This window comes from Pseudanabaena sp. Chao 1811 (assembly GCF_027942295.1).
Taxonomy (GTDB): Bacteria; Cyanobacteriota; Cyanobacteriia; order Pseudanabaenales; family Pseudanabaenaceae; genus Pseudanabaena.
In genome coordinates, this window is record NZ_CP101416.1 from 607,095 (window position 1) to 624,712 (window position 17,618).

Annotated in this window: 14 protein-coding genes and 1 tRNA gene; all 15 read left to right on the forward strand. The window is 43.0% G+C overall.

The features are described from left to right. The first annotated feature begins 465 nt into the window (after positions 1 to 465). Complete coding sequence (locus NMG48_RS02905; protein ID WP_271255230.1) at positions 466 to 804, forward strand: diguanylate cyclase; 339 nt, start codon at positions 466 to 468, stop codon at positions 802 to 804. A 231-nt stretch (positions 805 to 1,035) separates the two neighbouring features. Further along, the gene (locus NMG48_RS02910; protein WP_271253908.1) at positions 1,036 to 2,727 is read left to right on the forward strand and encodes an ABC1 kinase family protein; all 1,692 of its coding nucleotides are present in this window, start codon (positions 1,036 to 1,038) and stop codon (positions 2,725 to 2,727) included. A gap of 170 nt (positions 2,728 to 2,897) precedes the next feature. Next, a complete protein-coding gene (locus tag NMG48_RS02915) occupies positions 2,898 to 3,635 on the forward strand; it encodes a Stp1/IreP family PP2C-type Ser/Thr phosphatase (RefSeq protein ID WP_271255231.1) in 738 nt (245 codons plus the stop codon). A gap of 245 nt (positions 3,636 to 3,880) precedes the next feature. After that, positions 3,881 to 4,465 (forward strand): DUF4157 domain-containing protein, encoded by a 585-nt coding sequence (locus tag NMG48_RS02920; protein WP_271253909.1) that lies wholly within the window; start codon positions 3,881 to 3,883, stop codon positions 4,463 to 4,465. Between the two features lie 112 nt (positions 4,466 to 4,577). After that, complete coding sequence (recR, locus tag NMG48_RS02925) at positions 4,578 to 5,174, forward strand: recombination mediator RecR (protein ID WP_169364255.1); 597 nt, start codon at positions 4,578 to 4,580, stop codon at positions 5,172 to 5,174. Between the two features lie 223 nt (positions 5,175 to 5,397). After that, positions 5,398 to 5,916, forward strand: a complete 519-nt coding sequence (locus NMG48_RS02930) for a YdcF family protein (RefSeq protein WP_271253910.1) — start codon at positions 5,398 to 5,400, stop codon at positions 5,914 to 5,916. A 151-nt stretch (positions 5,917 to 6,067) separates the two neighbouring features. Beyond that, positions 6,068 to 6,140, forward strand: a tRNA-Phe gene (locus tag NMG48_RS02935). A 450-nt stretch (positions 6,141 to 6,590) separates the two neighbouring features. Then, entirely contained in the window at positions 6,591 to 7,115 is a 525-nt protein-coding gene (locus NMG48_RS02940) for an FKBP-type peptidyl-prolyl cis-trans isomerase (protein WP_271253911.1), read from the forward strand. Between the two features lie 124 nt (positions 7,116 to 7,239). Beyond that, a complete protein-coding gene (locus NMG48_RS02945) occupies positions 7,240 to 9,906 on the forward strand; it encodes a CHAT domain-containing protein (RefSeq protein WP_271253912.1) in 2,667 nt (888 codons plus the stop codon). A gap of 25 nt (positions 9,907 to 9,931) precedes the next feature. Then, positions 9,932 to 12,466: a CHAT domain-containing protein gene (locus NMG48_RS02950; protein WP_271253913.1), complete on the forward strand. Its 2,535-nt coding sequence runs from the start codon at positions 9,932 to 9,934 to the stop codon at positions 12,464 to 12,466. 129 nt (positions 12,467 to 12,595) lie between these two features. Further along, positions 12,596 to 13,507, forward strand: a complete 912-nt coding sequence (locus tag NMG48_RS02955; RefSeq protein ID WP_271253914.1) for an Rpn family recombination-promoting nuclease/putative transposase — start codon at positions 12,596 to 12,598, stop codon at positions 13,505 to 13,507. Positions 13,508 to 13,528: 21 nt separating this feature from the next. After that, the gene (locus tag NMG48_RS02960; RefSeq protein WP_271253915.1) at positions 13,529 to 13,690 is read left to right on the forward strand and encodes a hypothetical protein; all 162 of its coding nucleotides are present in this window, start codon (positions 13,529 to 13,531) and stop codon (positions 13,688 to 13,690) included. Between the two features lie 34 nt (positions 13,691 to 13,724). Continuing rightward, positions 13,725 to 15,341 (forward strand): tetratricopeptide repeat protein, encoded by a 1,617-nt coding sequence (locus tag NMG48_RS02965; RefSeq protein ID WP_271253916.1) that lies wholly within the window; start codon positions 13,725 to 13,727, stop codon positions 15,339 to 15,341. 20 nt (positions 15,342 to 15,361) lie between these two features. Continuing rightward, on the forward strand, positions 15,362 to 16,504 hold the full coding sequence (locus NMG48_RS02970; protein WP_271252192.1) for a transposase: 1,143 nt from the start codon (positions 15,362 to 15,364) through the stop codon (positions 16,502 to 16,504). Positions 16,505 to 16,515: 11 nt separating this feature from the next. Beyond that, positions 16,516 to 17,511 carry a CHAT domain-containing protein gene (locus NMG48_RS02975; protein ID WP_271253917.1) on the forward strand — a complete coding sequence of 332 codons (996 nt, stop codon included), beginning with the start codon at positions 16,516 to 16,518 and terminating at the stop codon, positions 17,509 to 17,511. Positions 17,512 to 17,618: the final 107 nt, after the last annotated feature.

Genomic DNA, 17,618 nt, shown 5'->3' on the forward strand with positions numbered 1-17,618 from the left:
TCACTCCTATCCAGCAATAACATTTTCGAGTCTAGTAAGTGACTAAGCATAATTAACGTCAATTCGCGTTAAGCTGGCAAATTTGAAAACTCCAAAAGTAAGAACCTTGCTAAGCAAGGCTCTTACTTTTGGGATTTGAGAGGGAGTTTGCGTAGCAAACTCCCTCTCAAATCCCGTTTCAAATTATCCCGAACTCGCGTTTGCTTATTGTCATCAACCCAAAAAGCCTTCTTTGCATATGGAATGGGTTTTACCCTCTCACTCTTAACCCGAACTCAGGTTACATTAAGTTTATGGCTCCCCATAATCCCTTCTGTATTCTCATTTCTGTTCAGCAGTGTTATTTCGATCATTTATCTGAGTGAACAGTTTCGCTATGCATCAAATATCGATGATCTGACTTAAATTGCTAACCGTCGTTATTTTGATCTCTTTCTCCTCAAAAACTTCAACACTAAAAAAGATCTGTCAGTAATTCTCTGTGATATCGATCATTTCAAGCTATACAACAATAGTTATGGGCATCAGGCTGGGGATTCTTGCTTAAAACAAGTAGCTAGTGCAATCGGGAAATCTGTACGGAGTGGAGAGCTAGCTGGTAGATATGGTGGAGAAGAGTTTGCCGTCGTGCTTCCTGATGCTGACTTTAAGACAGCCTTATCTGTTGCCGAAAGAATTGTCAGCAATGTCCGTGCGCTGGATATCCCCCATAAAAGCTCAAAAACCTGTAATATTGTGACCTTAAGCTGTGTAATTGCAACAAGGACAGTTGAAGATGGCTCTAGCTTGGATTTACTGATTTGAGCTGATCGCGCACTCTATAAAGCTAAAGAACTCAGTCGCGATCGCGCTGTAGGATAGGATCAAGTTTAGTTAAGACATTAACTATTGAGAATATTGAGAGAGTGCGCCCCTAAGGGGCGCACTCTCTCAATGGATATACACTTGCTTCCTAATATTAAAAAGTGTAAATATTCAGGTTAAGATGTAAAGGTTTGTTACAAGTTTTAGCAGTCCTTCCATCGTTAGTGAGCCGTGTCAGCTTTATCTTCTGAACCCAATTATCGCTGGAGTCGTGACAACTACTCTGAACTCGCCCGCACCATAGACATCTGGCGTACTGTTCTCACCTTTTCTTGGATGATCTGGCTCGATGGCAAAAAATGGAGCTATATCGGGGGCAAAACTGAATCCAAAGTCAAACAACGCACTAGAAAACGGGCAATTTGGCTAAGGGAATCCATGCTACAACTGGGACCCACATTTATTAAAGTTGGGCAATTGCTTTCCACCCGTGCCGATATTTTGCCAACGGAGTCCGTTGAGGAATTATCTAAGTTACAGGACAAGGTTCCTGCATTTACTGCGGAAAAGGCGAAGCAAATTATTGAGGCAGATTTAGGCAAGTCCGTTGACCAAATGTTTGGTTACTTTGATCCTGTCCCCCTTGCCGCAGCAAGCCTAGGACAGGTGCATAAGGCACAACTGCATACGGGCGAAGAAATCGTGGTTAAGGTACAACGTCCGGGATTATTGAAATTATTTGCGATCGATTTAGGTATTCTCAAGAAAATTGCACAGTATTTTCAAAATCATCCCAAGTATGGACGGGGACGTGATTGGGTTGGTATTTATGAAGAATGCCGCAAAATCCTTTACGAGGAAGCAGATTATCTCAACGAAGGTCGTAATGCTGATACCTTTCGTCGTAATTTTCGAGGCGATCGCCGCATTATGGTTCCGCGAGTTTATTGGCGTTACGCATCACGACGAGTGCTGACTCTAGAATATATGCCGGGGATCAAGGTAAGTAACTATGAAGCTCTTGAAGCCGCAGGGATCGATCGCAAAATTATTGCTCGCATCGGTGCAGAGTCATATCTCGAACAATTGCTCAATCATGGCTTTTTCCATGCCGATCCCCATCCCGGAAACTTAGCAGTTACTGGCAAAGGTGAACTGATTTTCTATGATTTCGGAATGATGGGACAGATCCAAACCATCACCCGTGATAAATTACTGCGCACTTTCTTTGGAATCGCCAAAAAAGATGCGGAGGCAGTGGTTAATTCCTTAATTGAATTAGGCGCTTTAGAAGTCAAAGGTGACATTGGACCAATTAGGCGATCGGTGCAGTATATGCTCGACAACTTCATGGGGCAACCTATGGATAAGCAATCGGTTGCAGCGATCAGTGATGATTTGTACGATATTGCCTATGACCAACCATTTCGATTTCCCGCCACCTTTACCTTTGTCATGCGGGCACTCTCAACCCTTGAAGGTCTGGGCAAAGGACTTGATCCTAGTTTTAACTTTATGGAAGTCGCAAAACCCTACGCAACCAATCTTATGGAAAATGGCAGTAATAAGGAGTCAGGTAATTTATCTACCGCTTTTCTCGGTGAGCTGGGTAGACAAGCCGCTCAGGTAAGTAATACAGCGATCGCCTTACCACGTCGAATTGATGACACCCTCGCCAAACTCGAACGTGGTGATATTCGGGTCAGAATCAAATCCCAAGAAACTGATCGCCTATTACGTCGCCTCAGTAATGTCGGCATCGGCGCAATCTATGCCCTTTTAGGAGCAACTTGCCTATCATGTGCCACCCTTTTATTAGTTAATGGCTGGTTTGTTCCCGCGATCATGGCAACACTCTTTGCCATAGTTTTTGTATTAATCTTATTACGATTGTTATCGCGAATTGATCGTCCTGAACGATGATTTGCTTACAAATCAAATTTAGTATTTGCAATGCTTAAAGCATTGCAAATACTAAATTTGATTTTAATGATAGTTTATGAATATTACTGTAGTTTTTACCTGTGAAGGTTAAACTAAAGATTGCGGTAGCAGAACTGGTTAATTCAATACGTCGAGTCGAACCACCTAACATGAAGCGTCTATTTGCGGGAGCAACAGATACGGGCTGTGTCAGATCAGCCAATCAAGATTCTTACTATATCGATCCTGATGGACGATTTTTTGTAGTTGCTGATGGGATGGGAGGACACGCAGGGGGCGAGATAGCAAGTAAGATTGCTGTCGATTCCATCCGTGAATGTTTAGACGCACTTTGGGATGTCGAAACAACACCTCAAAAGCTGATGCAGGATGCGATTGACAAGGCAAACCAAGCCATTATTAATGATCAAATGGCTAATCCTGTGCGCTCAGACATGGGAACAACCGTAGTCTTATTACTATTTCGTGACGAACAGCCGTGGTTTTGCCACATTGGAGACTCACGACTATATCGTTTACGGGGAGCAAAATTAGAACAAATCAGTGATGACCATACATGGATTGCCCGTGCGATTCAAACGGGGGTAGTCAATGCCGACGACGCGAAAAGCCATCCTTGGCGACATATGCTCCTACAATGCTTGGGGCGTGAAGACTTAAAATCAATTACAGCACAGGATATCGAGTGGCAACCTGGCGATCGCTTCTTGATCTGTAGTGATGGTTTAACTGAGGAACTAAGCGATGATCGCATCACTCACCAACTCAAGAATACTCGTAACTGCCAACAAGCTGCCGAAGCCTTAGTCGAAGCGGCAAAGTTACGTGGTGGTCGAGACAATATCACTGTAGTAATTGTATCTAACGAATTAAATCCAAATAGTTAGTTACAGCGCTTGGCGCTGACATGAAAACCAGAGAAATTTTTGAAAGCACTGCTTCGCAGTGCTTTCAAAAATTTCTCTGGGCTACTTTATAAGCCTCAAAAGGGAGTTGCGACGCGAAGCGTCGCAACTCCCTTTTGAGCTTTAGTTCTGCCCTAATAGTTAATTAATAGTTGAGATTGTCTGTCTAGGTAGAGCCAACTAACAACCTCTATCTATACTAGAAGCGTAAAGCTCAGTAATTCCTAATGAATAGCATTCGGAGAATCAGCTTTTTAATTTTGTTGACCCTAGCATTAGTAACCGCAATTGGGGTGTCAGATCTCAGCTTTTTTGCGAATTCGGAGGCAAAATCTAGCCTAGCGGAGGAAGCTTGGGGACAGGCGGGATCGATCGCCTATCAAGCGGCGGCAAGAACGATGCGCTCTAAAAATGGTGAAGGCAGACCTCTCGATAATGTCCAGAAACGCTATCTAAGGCGATATTTCATCGATTATATTGACCGTGTCACCGTGATTTACGATGCTCAAATGATGGATCGCTGGATCTTGGGCAATGTCGCTGTCCATTTTGGGAAAGTAGAGACGATCGCCCAAACCTATTGCGATCGCATCTATCTTCGCGATCCATACAAATCTGAAGATCCCAAACAGTTGGCAGTACTAGCTCATGAAATGGTGCATGTACGCCAATGCGCCCAAAATGGAGGATTAGATCAGTTTGGCTATCAATATTTTGTGGAATATAAACGCGCCAAACAAAAGTACGAAAATAATCTCATGGAGCGAGAAGCCTACGATTTACAAAATCGCTTTGCCAAAACCAACCAATAAAGATTTTTGAAAGCGCGGCGAAACAGCGCTTTCAAAAATCTCTCTGTGTTTCAAGTCGGTGTAAAGCGCTGTAACGTTAAAATTAGTAACGTTACATTATGTCTTCGCTGTTTTGTATACTCGACCTCTCGCTAATCTCATCGAACAATTGCAGCGTCTCCCCGGAGTAGGTGCAAAAACTGCTCAACGCTTATCCCTTCACATCATCAAGCGTCCCACCGAAGAGATCGAAGCCCTTGCCCAAGCATTAATTCAAGCCAAGCAACAAGTGGGCAGTTGCACCGTATGTGGTCATTTATCGGCGGAACCCATCTGCGAGATTTGCGCCCATCCTAGTCGCGATAATTCGATTATTTGCGTAGTCGCTGACTCTCGTGACCTCATTGCCCTAGAAAAAACTCGCGAATATCGCGGCAAATATCATGTGCTCGGTGGTCTCATTTCACCAATGGATGGCATTAGCCCCGATCAATTAAATATTCAAAGCCTCGTCCGTCGCGTCAGTGGTAATAAAGTTACTGAGGTAATTATGGCGATCGCCCCCAGTGTCGAAGGAGAAACTACCACACTCTATGTGGGCGGATTATTAAAACCCTTTACAAAAGTTACGCGGATTGCCTTTGGTATTCCTATGGGTGGTGATTTAGAATATGCAGATGAGGTAACACTCGCCAAAGCGATCGAGGGCAGACGCGAATTAGATTTTTAGTTTGTTACAGCACTTTGCGCTCAAGTCCAAACCAAAATTTTTTTAAAAGTGTTGCAAAGCAATACTTTTAAAAATTTCTTTTGATTCAGCCGTATAAAGACCGTCTCAAAGAGACAGTCTCTTAACAAAATCTTGTTGCATATTGTTCCATCATGCAGATAATATTTTGCTGGTTCGCAACACAAAAATGATGATGATTAACCCTTTCCCTAGAGGGAGTTCCATGACAGCTTTATCTGGGTTAATTGGTTCTGGGTGCATGATCTTTGGTTTGCCATGCTTGCCCCCAATCATTGCCAGTCCATCTACAAGAGAGCCACAGGCAATCTTGGTACTAGGCGGTTCTCCCAGCCGTGAAAAATTTGCTGCTCAATTTGCACTACAACATCCACAATTACCCATCTTTGTTTCATCAGGCAGTCCAGAGGAATATGCCAAATATGTATTTGATCGTGCAGGGGTAGATCGAAGTCGCATCCATTTAGACTATCGGGCTGTAGATACCGTTTCTAACTTTACAATCATGGTTAAAGAGCTTCAGAAACGTAATATTACAGATGTCTATGTGATTACATCAGATTTTCATATGCCCCGTGCGCTGGTAATTGGCAAAATTGTGTTGGGGAGTCGCGGTATTGAGATGTATCCCGTTACTATTCCGTCAACCATCAAGTCTGAAAGTCCAACTAAATCTTTGCGTGACGGATTGCGATCAGTATTTTGGCTAGTTACAGGTTCATAGATAAGGATGGGCGGCGCTTCGCGCCACCCATCCTTATCTACCTGAACTTGTTGTTTAGGGGCAAGAACTAAATTTTGAAAAAATTTTGAAAAACTATTGCTTGAAAATCCTAAATAGTGTTATCTTAATCAAGCGCTAAAAAAAGCGCCCAGCCGGGATAGCTCAGTTGGTAGAGCAGTGGACTGAAAATCCACGTGTCACGAGTTCAAATCTCGTTCCTGGCATCATTAAAAAGAGTTCGCTTAGCGGGCTCTTTTTTGTTTTGGACTAGTTAGTTCGACAAAAGTGCAAAATGGTAAGAATTGCAAAGCGATTCTTACCATTTTCCGCCATTTGCACCATGCTTTGCAGGGCATACAGCAATTTTCGATCAAACGAACCACAAGATATTTTTTGAAAGGCTTGCAAAGCAAGCCTTTCAAAAAATATCTTGGTTTGGTTTTGAGCGCAAAGCGCTGTAAATGGTGATACAGCCTATTTAGGGTTTGTAGTAGTACAGATAAATTTTGAAAAAGCTTGCTTCGCAAGCTTTTTCAAAATTTATCTGGGTTTTGAGAAAGCGCAAAGCGCTGTATCTAACTCACGTTTGATTAAGTGAAGTATAGTCACACTTCACTTAATTGGTATAAGATGCCAAAAGCGAAGTCATCACGTAATTGATTGGAGATATAGCCTTGAAAGGAATTTTGATTAGCTTTGGCATTATGGCAGTTGCTGTATTGGTCATTGTGTTTGCCCAAATTACGGGTGCACAGACCGCAGTTGCTAGCGTGTCTACAGGTGTACCCTCTACAGGCGTACCAAATCAAACAGAAGTAAAAATAGCAGAAGCACCTTTAATTAATATGAGTGATTCCGAAATCAAAGAAACTGGCACTGGGCTTAAATATAAAGTAATCACTGCTGGTACAGGTGCAACACCTAAGAAGGGCGATACCGTCGTTGTACATTACACAGGTACTCTCGAAGATGGAACTAAGTTCGATAGTTCTCGCGATCGCAATAGTCCTTTTTCCTTCAAGCTTGGCGTTGGTCAGGTAATTAAAGGATGGGATGAAGGCTTGGCAGATATGCGTGTTGGCGATCGCCGTACCTTGATTATTCCTCCAGACCTAGGCTATGGCGCTCGTGGAGCAGGTGGAGTCATTCCTCCTAATGCCACCTTAATTTTTGATGTAGAACTATTACGTATTTCGTAAATTGCAGTATGGCTGACATAAGCCTATGCCAAGAAGCGATGCAATGCGTCGCTTCTTTTGTTTTGTAGATTCGAGGAAATCTTGTAATATTCAGTGGCAGCAGTTTTCAGAAAGGCTTAATCCTATGCGTAAGGGTTTTGGTATTGCGGTTTTGTTGATGGTGACTGGCTTACCTATGCAAATGCTCAACTGTGTGGAAGTACAGGCACAAGCTGAGACAGAGACAAATCCTAAAGCTGAAGCAGATCGACTGCTAGAGCAGGGTAATCAGCTAAATCGAGTGAGCAAGTTTCGTGAGGCATTACCCATTTTTGAGCGATCGCTGCAAATTTATCGAGAAATTAAAAATCGAAAAGGGGAAAGTAATGCCCTCAATAATATTGGTAATGCCTACAGTTCTCTAGGCAAGTATCAAAAATCTATTGAATATCATCAGCAATCCTTAGCCATTGCTCAAGAAATTGGCGATCGCAATAATCAGGGTAATTCCCTCGCTAATTTAGGGGTCGCGTATTATTTATTGGGTCAGTACACCAAAGCCATCGAATATCATGAGCAAGCTTTGGCAATTAAAAAACAAACTGGCGATCGCTATGGGGAAGGTCGCTCGTTAGGCAACCTCGGCAATGCCTACAATCTGCTCGGACAATATCCTAAGGCAATTGATTATTATCAAAAATGTTTGCCCATCTTAAAGCAAATTGGCGATCGCGATGGTGAGTCAGATTTGTATATTGCCCTTGGCATTGCCTACGATGGTCTTGGTAAGTATCAAACAGCAATTGAGCAATATCAAAAAGCCCTTGTCATCAAAAAGCAAATTAATGATCGCAATGGTGAAGCCGATGCCTTAAATACCCTTGGTGGGGCATACGACTCGCTGGGGCAGTACCAGAAAGCCATTGATTATTACCAGCAATCCTTAACGATCAAAAAGCAAGTTGGCGCTCGTAGTGGTGAGGCTGATACTTTAAATAATTTGGGAATTGTCCATAACAGTCTTCGGCAATATCCCAAAGCGATCGGCTATTTCCAGCAAGCCCTAGTGATTGCCCGTGAAGTTGGTAATCGCTATACGGAGGGACGGACATTAAACAATCTCGGAATTTCCTATCGCGCCCTCGGTGATAGCCAGAGAGCCGTTGCCTACTACCAGCAAAGTCTGGAAATTGCTAAACAAATTGGCGATCGCGATGGCATCAGAACTGCCCTCAGCAGTTTAGGCACTGCCTACAATGCACTGGGGCAAGTTGATCAAGCCTTTGACTATCATCAACAAGCATTAGCTACGGCTATTCAAATGGGCAATCGCGCTGGCGAAGGAAGCGCCCTGAGTCAGCTTGGATATTTATTCTCCCAACAGGGACAACCTGAGTTAGCAATTCTGTTTTATAAGCGATCAATAAATGTGCGTGAAGCAATTCGCAAAGATATCCGTGGTTTGAGTAAGGAAGATCAAAAGTCTTACTTATCTACTATTGAGAGTTCCTATCGCCGTCTTGCTGACCTTTTACTGAAACAGGGTCGCGTTATGGAAGCTTTGCAGGTTATTGACTTACTCAAGGTGCAAGAACTGGAAGACTATCTCAAAAATATTAAGGGAACCGATAGAACATTACGGGGAATTCAACTATTAGACGTGGAGCAGGCTTTTATTCGTGATGTTTCCACAGTTAAGTTTGCCCAAATCGCTGAACTCAATCGCCAACTTGCTAGTCAAATCCAACAAATACCCCAAGCTGAAATCAACAAAGTTCCTGATTACCTCAAACAGATTCCTCAGAGAACTGTTCTCTTCTATCCACTAATTCTCGATGATCGGTTAGAGCTAATTCTCTTCTCTCAAAACCAGCCGCCGATTAGCCGTACTGTCAATATTAAACAGGATGATTTGAAAACCTTAATCGAAAATTTCAAATCTAGTTTATTAGATACAGGTTCTGAAGATTTTAAAGAACCAGCGATCCAACTCTATCAGCTCTTAATTAAGCCAATTGAGACAGAACTCAAGCAGGCAAATACGGAGACAATTCTCTATGCTCCTGATGGTCTATTGCGATATATTCCCCTCTCGGCTCTATATGAAGCAAAACCTAGCGATGGCAAGCATTGGTTAATTGAGAAATATCGCATTAGCAATCTGATTGCCTATAGCCTGAGCGACTTTACATCCAAAGCCAAAATGCAGCCGAGTATTCTCGCTGGAGCCTTTGGTGGCAAGGGTAACGAGAAGAAGTTTGGACAAGCGGGATTGCCAGCCACGATTCAAGAAGTACAGGCGATTGCGAATTCTTTTCAAAATTCCATCACGCTCAAAGAAGAACAGTTCAGTCGTAAAGAATTTGAATCACGACTTAAAAACCATAATATTTTGCATTTAGCGACCCATGCGGAGTTTAATACTGGTACACCTGACACCTCATTTATCATTTTTGGGAATGGCGACAAAATTCGATTAAATGAAATTAGCGATTGGGATATCCCCAATGTGGATCTGATCATTCTCAGTGCTTGTCAGACAGGGATCGGGGCATTGGGGGAAGGGGTCGAAATTTTGGGATTTGGCTATCAAGTACAAAAGGCAGGCGCAAAATCTGCGATCGCATCTCTGTGGAAGGTTGATGATACGGGGACACAGTTACTTATGGATGCTTTTTATAAGGAGTTACAAAAGGGTAATATTCCCATTGCGGAGGCATTAAGGCGATCGCAAATTTCTCTGATTAAGTCTTCAAATTACAATCATCCCTATTTTTGGTCAGCATTTTTTGCGATCGGCAATGGGTTGTAAGCAATTAAACAATTAAGGTGCTGCTATGGCTTCTCAATCATATTGGCTCACATTCGTTTTAACTGGAATTTATAGTTGCGGTTTTGGTTTATCGCTGACAATGTCATCTATGACTGTCCAAGCTCAACCGATGCAATCGCGCAAAATTGAAGCTGCTCGCCTATTCAACCAAGCCATTCAACAGGCGCAATTGAGTCAGTTTCGGGAATCTTTGGCATCTGCTGAGCAGGCTTTACAGATTTATCAAGAAATCAACGACTATCCCAATCAAGCCAATGTGCGCTTATTAATAGGTAATATCTACGTGATTTTTAGTCAGTACGATCGCGCCATTAGTTCTTTTAACAAAAGTCTCGAGATTGCAAGACAATTGCAAATCCCCAATTTGGAAGTAAAAGTACTCAATAATTTAGGAACTACTTACTTTGCCTTGGGACAATATCAAAAGGCAATTGATCACCAGCAGCAAGCACTCAAAATTTCTCAAAACCTGAGCGATCGCCAAGGTGAAAGCCTCAGCCTTGGACTCTTAGGCAATAACTATGTGGCTCTCGGACAATATCAAAAAGCTTTAGACTTCTATCAGCAATATTTAGCCGCCACCAAAACCATCGGCGATCGCCAAGGAGAAGCCTATGCTACGGGGAATATTGGTAATACTTATGCTTATTTAGGTCAATATCAAAAAGCAGTGGAATGGCTCCAGCAGAGTTTACAGCTTGTGAGAGCGATCGCAGATCGTCGTGGTGAAGCGAAAGCACTCGAAAATCTGGGTAATGCCTATGGATACTTGAACAAATATCAGCAAGCCACTGATGTATACCAACAGGCGCTAGTCATCTATCAGCAAATCGGCGATCGCAATGGTGAAGCCACGACTTTGGGCAATCTAGGCAATACCTTTAATACCCTTGGACAGCATCAAAAAGCCATTGAGTATTTACAACAGAATTTAGAGATTGTCCGTAATATCAAAGATCGTCAAGCGGAAGGTGCAACCTTGGGCAATTTGGGCAATGCTTACTATGCCCTCAAACAATATGAAAAAGCATTAGATTTGTATCAGCAGCATCTCACAATTATGCGGGAAATTGGTGAACGTAGGGGAGAAGCACAGGCAAATGCCGAGATTGCCGAGACTCTAGTTAATCTCAATCAACATCACTTAGCGATCGCTTTCTACAAGTCTTCAATCAATATCACCGAAGCTATCCGTAAGGATATTCGTAATCTCACCCAAACAGATCGTCAATCCTATTTAGCCACCGTAGCTGATCGCTATCGTCATCTCGCGGATCTATTGCTCAAACAAGGGCGAGTTATGGAAGCATTACAAGTCCTTGATTTACTGAAGTTGCAGGAACTGGAGGACTATTTTAAAAACATCAAAGGTAGCGATCGCACGGCAAAAGGTGTCAGGCTTTTAGAACCAGAGAAAGCTGTTAGCGATAAGCTATTAGCGATTAGCTTTGATAATAGTAAAGATATCAATACTCAATTATCTAATCAGATTCTGCAACTCCCCCAAACCGAAATCAATAAAGTTCCCGACTATCTCAACCAAATCCCCAAGGGAACTGTATTACTCTATCCATTCATTTTAGGCGATCGCTTAGAAATCATCCTCTTTTCATCGCAGAATCTCCCCATCCAGCGCACCGTCAATATCACTAAAGATAAATTAGAAGCGTTAGTTGCTGAATTCAAATCTGGGTTGATCGATGCTGGATCTGAAGACTATAAAGAACCTGCAATTGCGCTCTATAAGCTATTAATTAAACCTATTGAGACAGAGCTAATTCAAGCTCAGACAATCCTCTATGCCCCTGATGGTATTTTGCGATATATTCCCCTAAGCGCTCTCAATGACGGCAAGCAGTGGCTCGGCGAAAAATATCGCATTAGCAACCTCATTGCCTATACACTTTCCGACTTCTCGCCCAAACCTAGAACGCAGCCACGGATTCTCGCAGGAGCGTTTGGAGGTAAGGCAGGAACCACAAAGTTTGGACAACAGGGCTTACCTGCTACGCTCAAGGAAGTGCTAGCGATCGCCAATTCATTTCAGGATTCGATTACTTTAATAGAGGATGACTTTAGCCGTGCCAATACTGAATCAAAATTCAACAGCTACAATATTCTCCATTTTGCAACCCATGCTGAGTTTAATGATGGTGCGCCTGAAAATTCGTTCATCATCTTTGGCAATGGTGATAAAGTTCGCTTGAACGAACTGACTAATTGGCAGATTCCCAATGTGGAATTAATTGTCCTCAGCGCCTGTCAGACTGGGGTTGGCAAACTCGGTAGTGGTGTCGAGATTTTGGGCTTTGGCTATCAGATTCAGAAAGCTGGTGCAAAACAGGCGATCGCATCTCTCTGGTCAGTTGATGATGCAGGGACACAAGCACTCATGGAAGCATTTTATAAGGAACTAAAAACAGGTAATGTTACTACTGCTGAAGCATTGCACAGAGCGCAAATTTCGCTGATTAAGTCATCGCAGTTCAATCATCCTAAATACTGGTCAGCATTTTTTGCGATCGGGAATGGGTTATAGACAGTATGCGATCGCGATTACTTTTAAAGTACCTGTGACTTCGACTCCACTCAGCCAACGTTAGCTGAGCGAAGTCGAAGCTAGATAACTTTTTTGCCACGAGCGATCGCAATTCGCTAATATAAGCTGATGCGGACTGACACGATCTTTTTTCAGCTATTTCAAACCTTTGATAGCTTGTTGTTTGAATTGGTGGGATTACCACCAGAAACAGCAGCAGGATATCGCTTTACTTCTGTGGAAATCAAGGAGAAAGCCTTTCGGTTTGATGGTATTTTTATCCCAGATTCGGTTGATAAAAATATCTGGTTTGTAGAAGTCCAATTTCAAAAACGAGCCGAATTTTATTGGGAATTTGTTGGTGAAATTTTTCTGTATTTGAGTCAGTACAAACCAGAGCATAATTGGCAAGCGGTCTCCATTTTTGCCAAACGTAGCATTGAACCTGAGATACCAAAGCAGTTTAGTGCGCTATTTGCGAGTGGGCATATTGTGCGGATCTATCTGGATGAGTTGCCAGAGTCTGAGTCACTGAGTTTAGGGCTGGTAAGGTTGATCGTTGCGCCTAAGAGGGAAACCATTGCTTTAGCACATCAGTTGGCTGATCGAGTGGAGCAAGGCGATCGCGAGAGGATGATAGAATTTATTGAGACAGTTTTGCTGTATAAGTTTCCCCAAATGAGTCGAGAGGAGGTTGAAGCGATGTTTACGTTAGGTGATCTCAAGAAAACAAGGGTATATCGCGAGGCAAAGCTTGAGGGCAAACTTGAGGGCAAGCTTGAAGGCAAGCTTGAGGGTAAACTTGAGGGCAAGCTTGAGGGTGAAAAGATTGGGACGCAGCGCGGTCAGGTTTTGGGACGGCAGCAGGCGCTTAAGCAGGTTGCAGTAAGGTTATTGACGCGGAAGTTTGGTAAGGTGTCGCTGAAGACTGGAAAGCGGTTGGAGAGGTTGTCGGCTGAACATTTGGAGGAGTTGGCGGAGGCGGTGTTGGATTTTGAGAAGGTTGCTGATTTGGATGCGTGGTTGAAAGGTAAAAAGTAAAAAGTGACTGCGTTGTGAGGTTTGGGCGCAGCATTACCGATCGCTGATGACGGTAAATGCATAAATGGTGGCGGTAATGCTTCGCCCCTAAGGGGAACTGGTTTTTTTGATGAATATTTGGTTATGTTTTTTGTAACGATCGCCTGTTTTGGGGAATATCACTTTATGCTGGCTGGTAGGTAACTGTGGGTTTGATCTAAATGTAAGGATATGTGCGATGAATAAGTTTGTTGGGATTGCGATGTTGGCTTTTTTGATTTGTGGGCAAGCGCAGATAGTGATGAGCGAAAGTGTCCAAGCTCAAGCAACCCAAGACCGTAAAGTAGAAGCAGATCGACTAATTGATCAAGGGATTCAGCAATATCAAATTAGCCAGTTTGAAGCAGCATTGCAGTCATGGCAGCAAGCATTGACCATTTATCGCGAAATCAAAGATCGACTGAATGAGGGAGCAGCACTGGGAAATCTGGGAATCGCTTACCGAAATCTCGGCAAATATAACAAAGCGATCGAGTACCACCTGCAAAGCTTAGTGATCGCGAGGGAAATCAAAGACCAAATCGGTGAGGGAAATGCGCTGGGCAATCTGGGAAATGCTTATCAAAACCTCGGCAAATATGACAGAGCGATCGAGTTCCATCTGCAAAGCTTAACGATCGCGCGGGGAATCAAAGACCGTCGCAGTGAGGGAGTCTCGCTGGGAAATCTGGGACTCGCTTACGATTCCCTCGGTAAATATGATAAAGCGATCGATTTCCATCTGCAAAGCTTAGCGATCGCGAGGGAAATCAAAAGCCGATTCCATGAGGGCGCAGCACTGGGGAATCTAGGAAACGCTTATTATTTACTTGGTAAATATGACAAAGCGATCAAGTTCCATCTGCAAAGCTTAGTGATCGTGAGAGAAATCAAAGACCGTCGCGGTGAGGGGAATGCACTGGGGAATCTGGGAAGTGCTTACGAAGTTGTCGGCGAATATAACAAAGCGATCAAGTTCCATCTGCAAAGCTTAGAAATCAAGCGGGAAATCAAAGACCGAATCGGTGAGGGGAATTCGCTTGGCAATCTGGGAAACACCTACGATGATCTTAGGAAATATGACAAAGCGATCGAGTTCCATCTGCAAAGCTTAGAAATTAAGCGGGAAATTAAAGACCGACTTGGTGAGGGACAGTCGCTGGGAAATCTGGGAGCCACGTACTATTCCCTCGGCAAATATGACAAAGCGATCAAGTTCCATCTGCAAAGCCTAGAAATTAAGCGAGAAATTAAAGATCGTGATGGTGAGGAAAAGTCTTTGAATAATCTGGGGGTTGCATTTTCTAAACTCAATCAACTTGAACTCGCAATTTTATTTTACAAACAAGCGATTAACGTTACTGAATCTATTCGTAAAGATATCCGTAAATTAAACAGAGTAGAACAAAGATCTTATTTAGAAACTGTCACTGGTATATATAAAAGACTAGCTGAGTTACTGATTCAGCAAGGTCGGATTGTGGAGGCATTACAGGTTATCGATCTCCTCAAAGTCCAAGAACTCGAAGACTATTTCAAAAATATCAAAGGCAGTGACAGATCGGCGCAAGGTGTCCGACTGTTAGAACCAGAGAAAGCGATGAGCGATAAGCTATTAGCGGTTAGCTTTGAGAATAGTCCTGAAATTAACAGCCAACTTGCTCAGCAGATCCAACAACTTCCTAAATCAGAAATCAACAAGGTTCCAGATTATCTCCAAACAATTCCTCAAGGCACTGCTTTACTTTATCTGAGAACTTGCACCATTCTGGAAAGGGGTTGCAAAGAGAGTAAAGATGTGAAAAAAAGGGCGTAGTAGTAAATTAAATAACGATTATGGAAAGCATCGTTAAGCACGCCCAAGGTTTAGTGTATAGCCTAATTTGTCTGATGCCAAGTGTGTATCAAAAAGCAAGTCTGAATGCAATATTAGGGCTATTTCTGGAAGCGCAAGGGCATCCCTATCCAGAACATACACAGGTAAAATCAGCGAGTGCATTAAGCCGATTTCTCAATCACTATAACTGGTCAACAAGAGGACTAATTCGAGCAACAAGGCTGTCAATTTTGGGGCAAATCGCCAAGCATCGCCCATCGAAGAGAGTGCCATTAAAGATACTGATAGACCTGACCACCTTAGAAAAAAGCGGCAAGTTTTTACATTTGAGCAATCCCACCCCAAACGAACCAGACCCATGGGTGAGAATCCTCAACGGAAAGCGAGGACTACATCTGGTTGTACTGTATCTGGTCTATGGAGAGTGGCGCGTACCATGGAGTTTTAGAGTATGGCGCGGCAAAGGATACTCCAGTCCCTCTGACTTAGCTTGTAAGTTATTGGGGACAGTACCCAAGCAACTAACCCAAGGCAAGACTGTGATTGTCCTTGCTGATACTGAGTTTAGTACGGTGAAGTTTTTCAATGCTGTCCGCGCCAAGTCTTGGCGCATCGTTGTCGGTGTCCGCAACAATCGTAAACTTCAAGATGGACGTACCGTCAAACAACTTTATCCCCATGGCAAACGTGGACAACTAATTTTACTGGAAGGGCTAAGTACGCCTTTGACGATCTCTTGGTTCTGGCTCAAAAGAGCCGATAGTAAACGGGAGTTACGCTTTGTGGTCTCTTCTCATCCTTATTCTGGCGCTTATCTGGTGATGTTAGGTCGTAAGCGTTGGGCGATTGAGGGATTCTTCAAAACCATCAAACATCGCTTTGGTTTGCATTGTTTTGGGCAATCTACAAAACTTGGCGTTTATCGTTGGCTTATCCTCTCTCTGCTTTCTTATCTTTTGGCTCATTGGATTGATCAATGGTCGTTTCCTCCCATCTTGGACTGGAAAGCTACCTGTGATTTAACCCTTTCTGTTTTATTCCCTTCTGTCCTTTGGTTGAAACTTCTCAGGTATCTTCAAATTAGTGCCGATATTGCTGCTCGTCATGGCTTTGAAATTATTCTCAAACCCATTCCCACTTGACTCTTTCACGAATGCTGCAAGATCTCAGTTATCCCTTGATTTTAGGCGATCGCCTCGAAATCATCCTCTTCACACCCAACACCATCCCCATCAGCCGCACCGTCAAAATCTCACAAAAAGAACTAGAAACCCTAGTAACTGATTTTAAAGCAACACTCCTTGATAAAGGCTCCGAAGACTACAAAGAACCTGCTACACAACTTTACAAATTGCTGATTAAACCAATCGAAACGGAACTCACCCAAGCCGAAGTCACCACAATCCTCTATGCACCTGACGGCATCTTGCGCTATATTCCCATTGCCGCACTCTATGATGGCAAGCAATGGCTTGCTGAGAAATACCGCATTAATAATCTGATCGCCTACAGCCTCTTCGACTTTGTATCACAGCGAAATACTCAACCCAATATCCTTGCAGGCGCTTTTGGTGGTAAAGCGGGCGATCGCAAGTTTGGACAAGTTGGTTTGCCTGCTACAGTTAGAGAAGTTCAAGTGATCGCAAATTCCTTTGACAACTCAGTTACTTTAATCGAAGATCAATTTAGCCGCCAAGCGATCGAGTCTAAATTCAAAAATCATAATATTCTCCATCTTGCTACCCATGCAGAGTTTAATACGGGTACACCTGATAACTCTTTCATCATTTTTGGCAATGGCGACAAAATCCGTCTTAATGAAATCACTGATTGGCAGATTCCGAATATCGATTTGATTGTGTTGAGTGCTTGTCAGACTGGAGTTGGTAAGCTCGGTGATGGTGTAGAGATTTTAGGTTTTGGTTATCAAGTTCAAAAGGCTGGTGCAAAAAATGCGATCGCTTCTCTCTGGTCTGTCAACGATAAAGGCACTCAAGCTCTAATGGAAGCATTTTATAGTGAACTCAAAAAAGGTGATGTCACACCTACTGAAGCATTAAATAGAGCGCAAGTTGCTCTGATTAAATCACCAAAATATAGTCATCCAAATTATTGGTCAGCATTTTTTGCGATCGGTAATGGATTGTAGTCATTTGTTAAGTATCTCAGCATAGTTATAAAATAAACCCAAATTGGTGTTCCGCCAGCTACGCTGGCGGAACACCAATTTGGGTTTAAAGTTTAGATGGACTATTG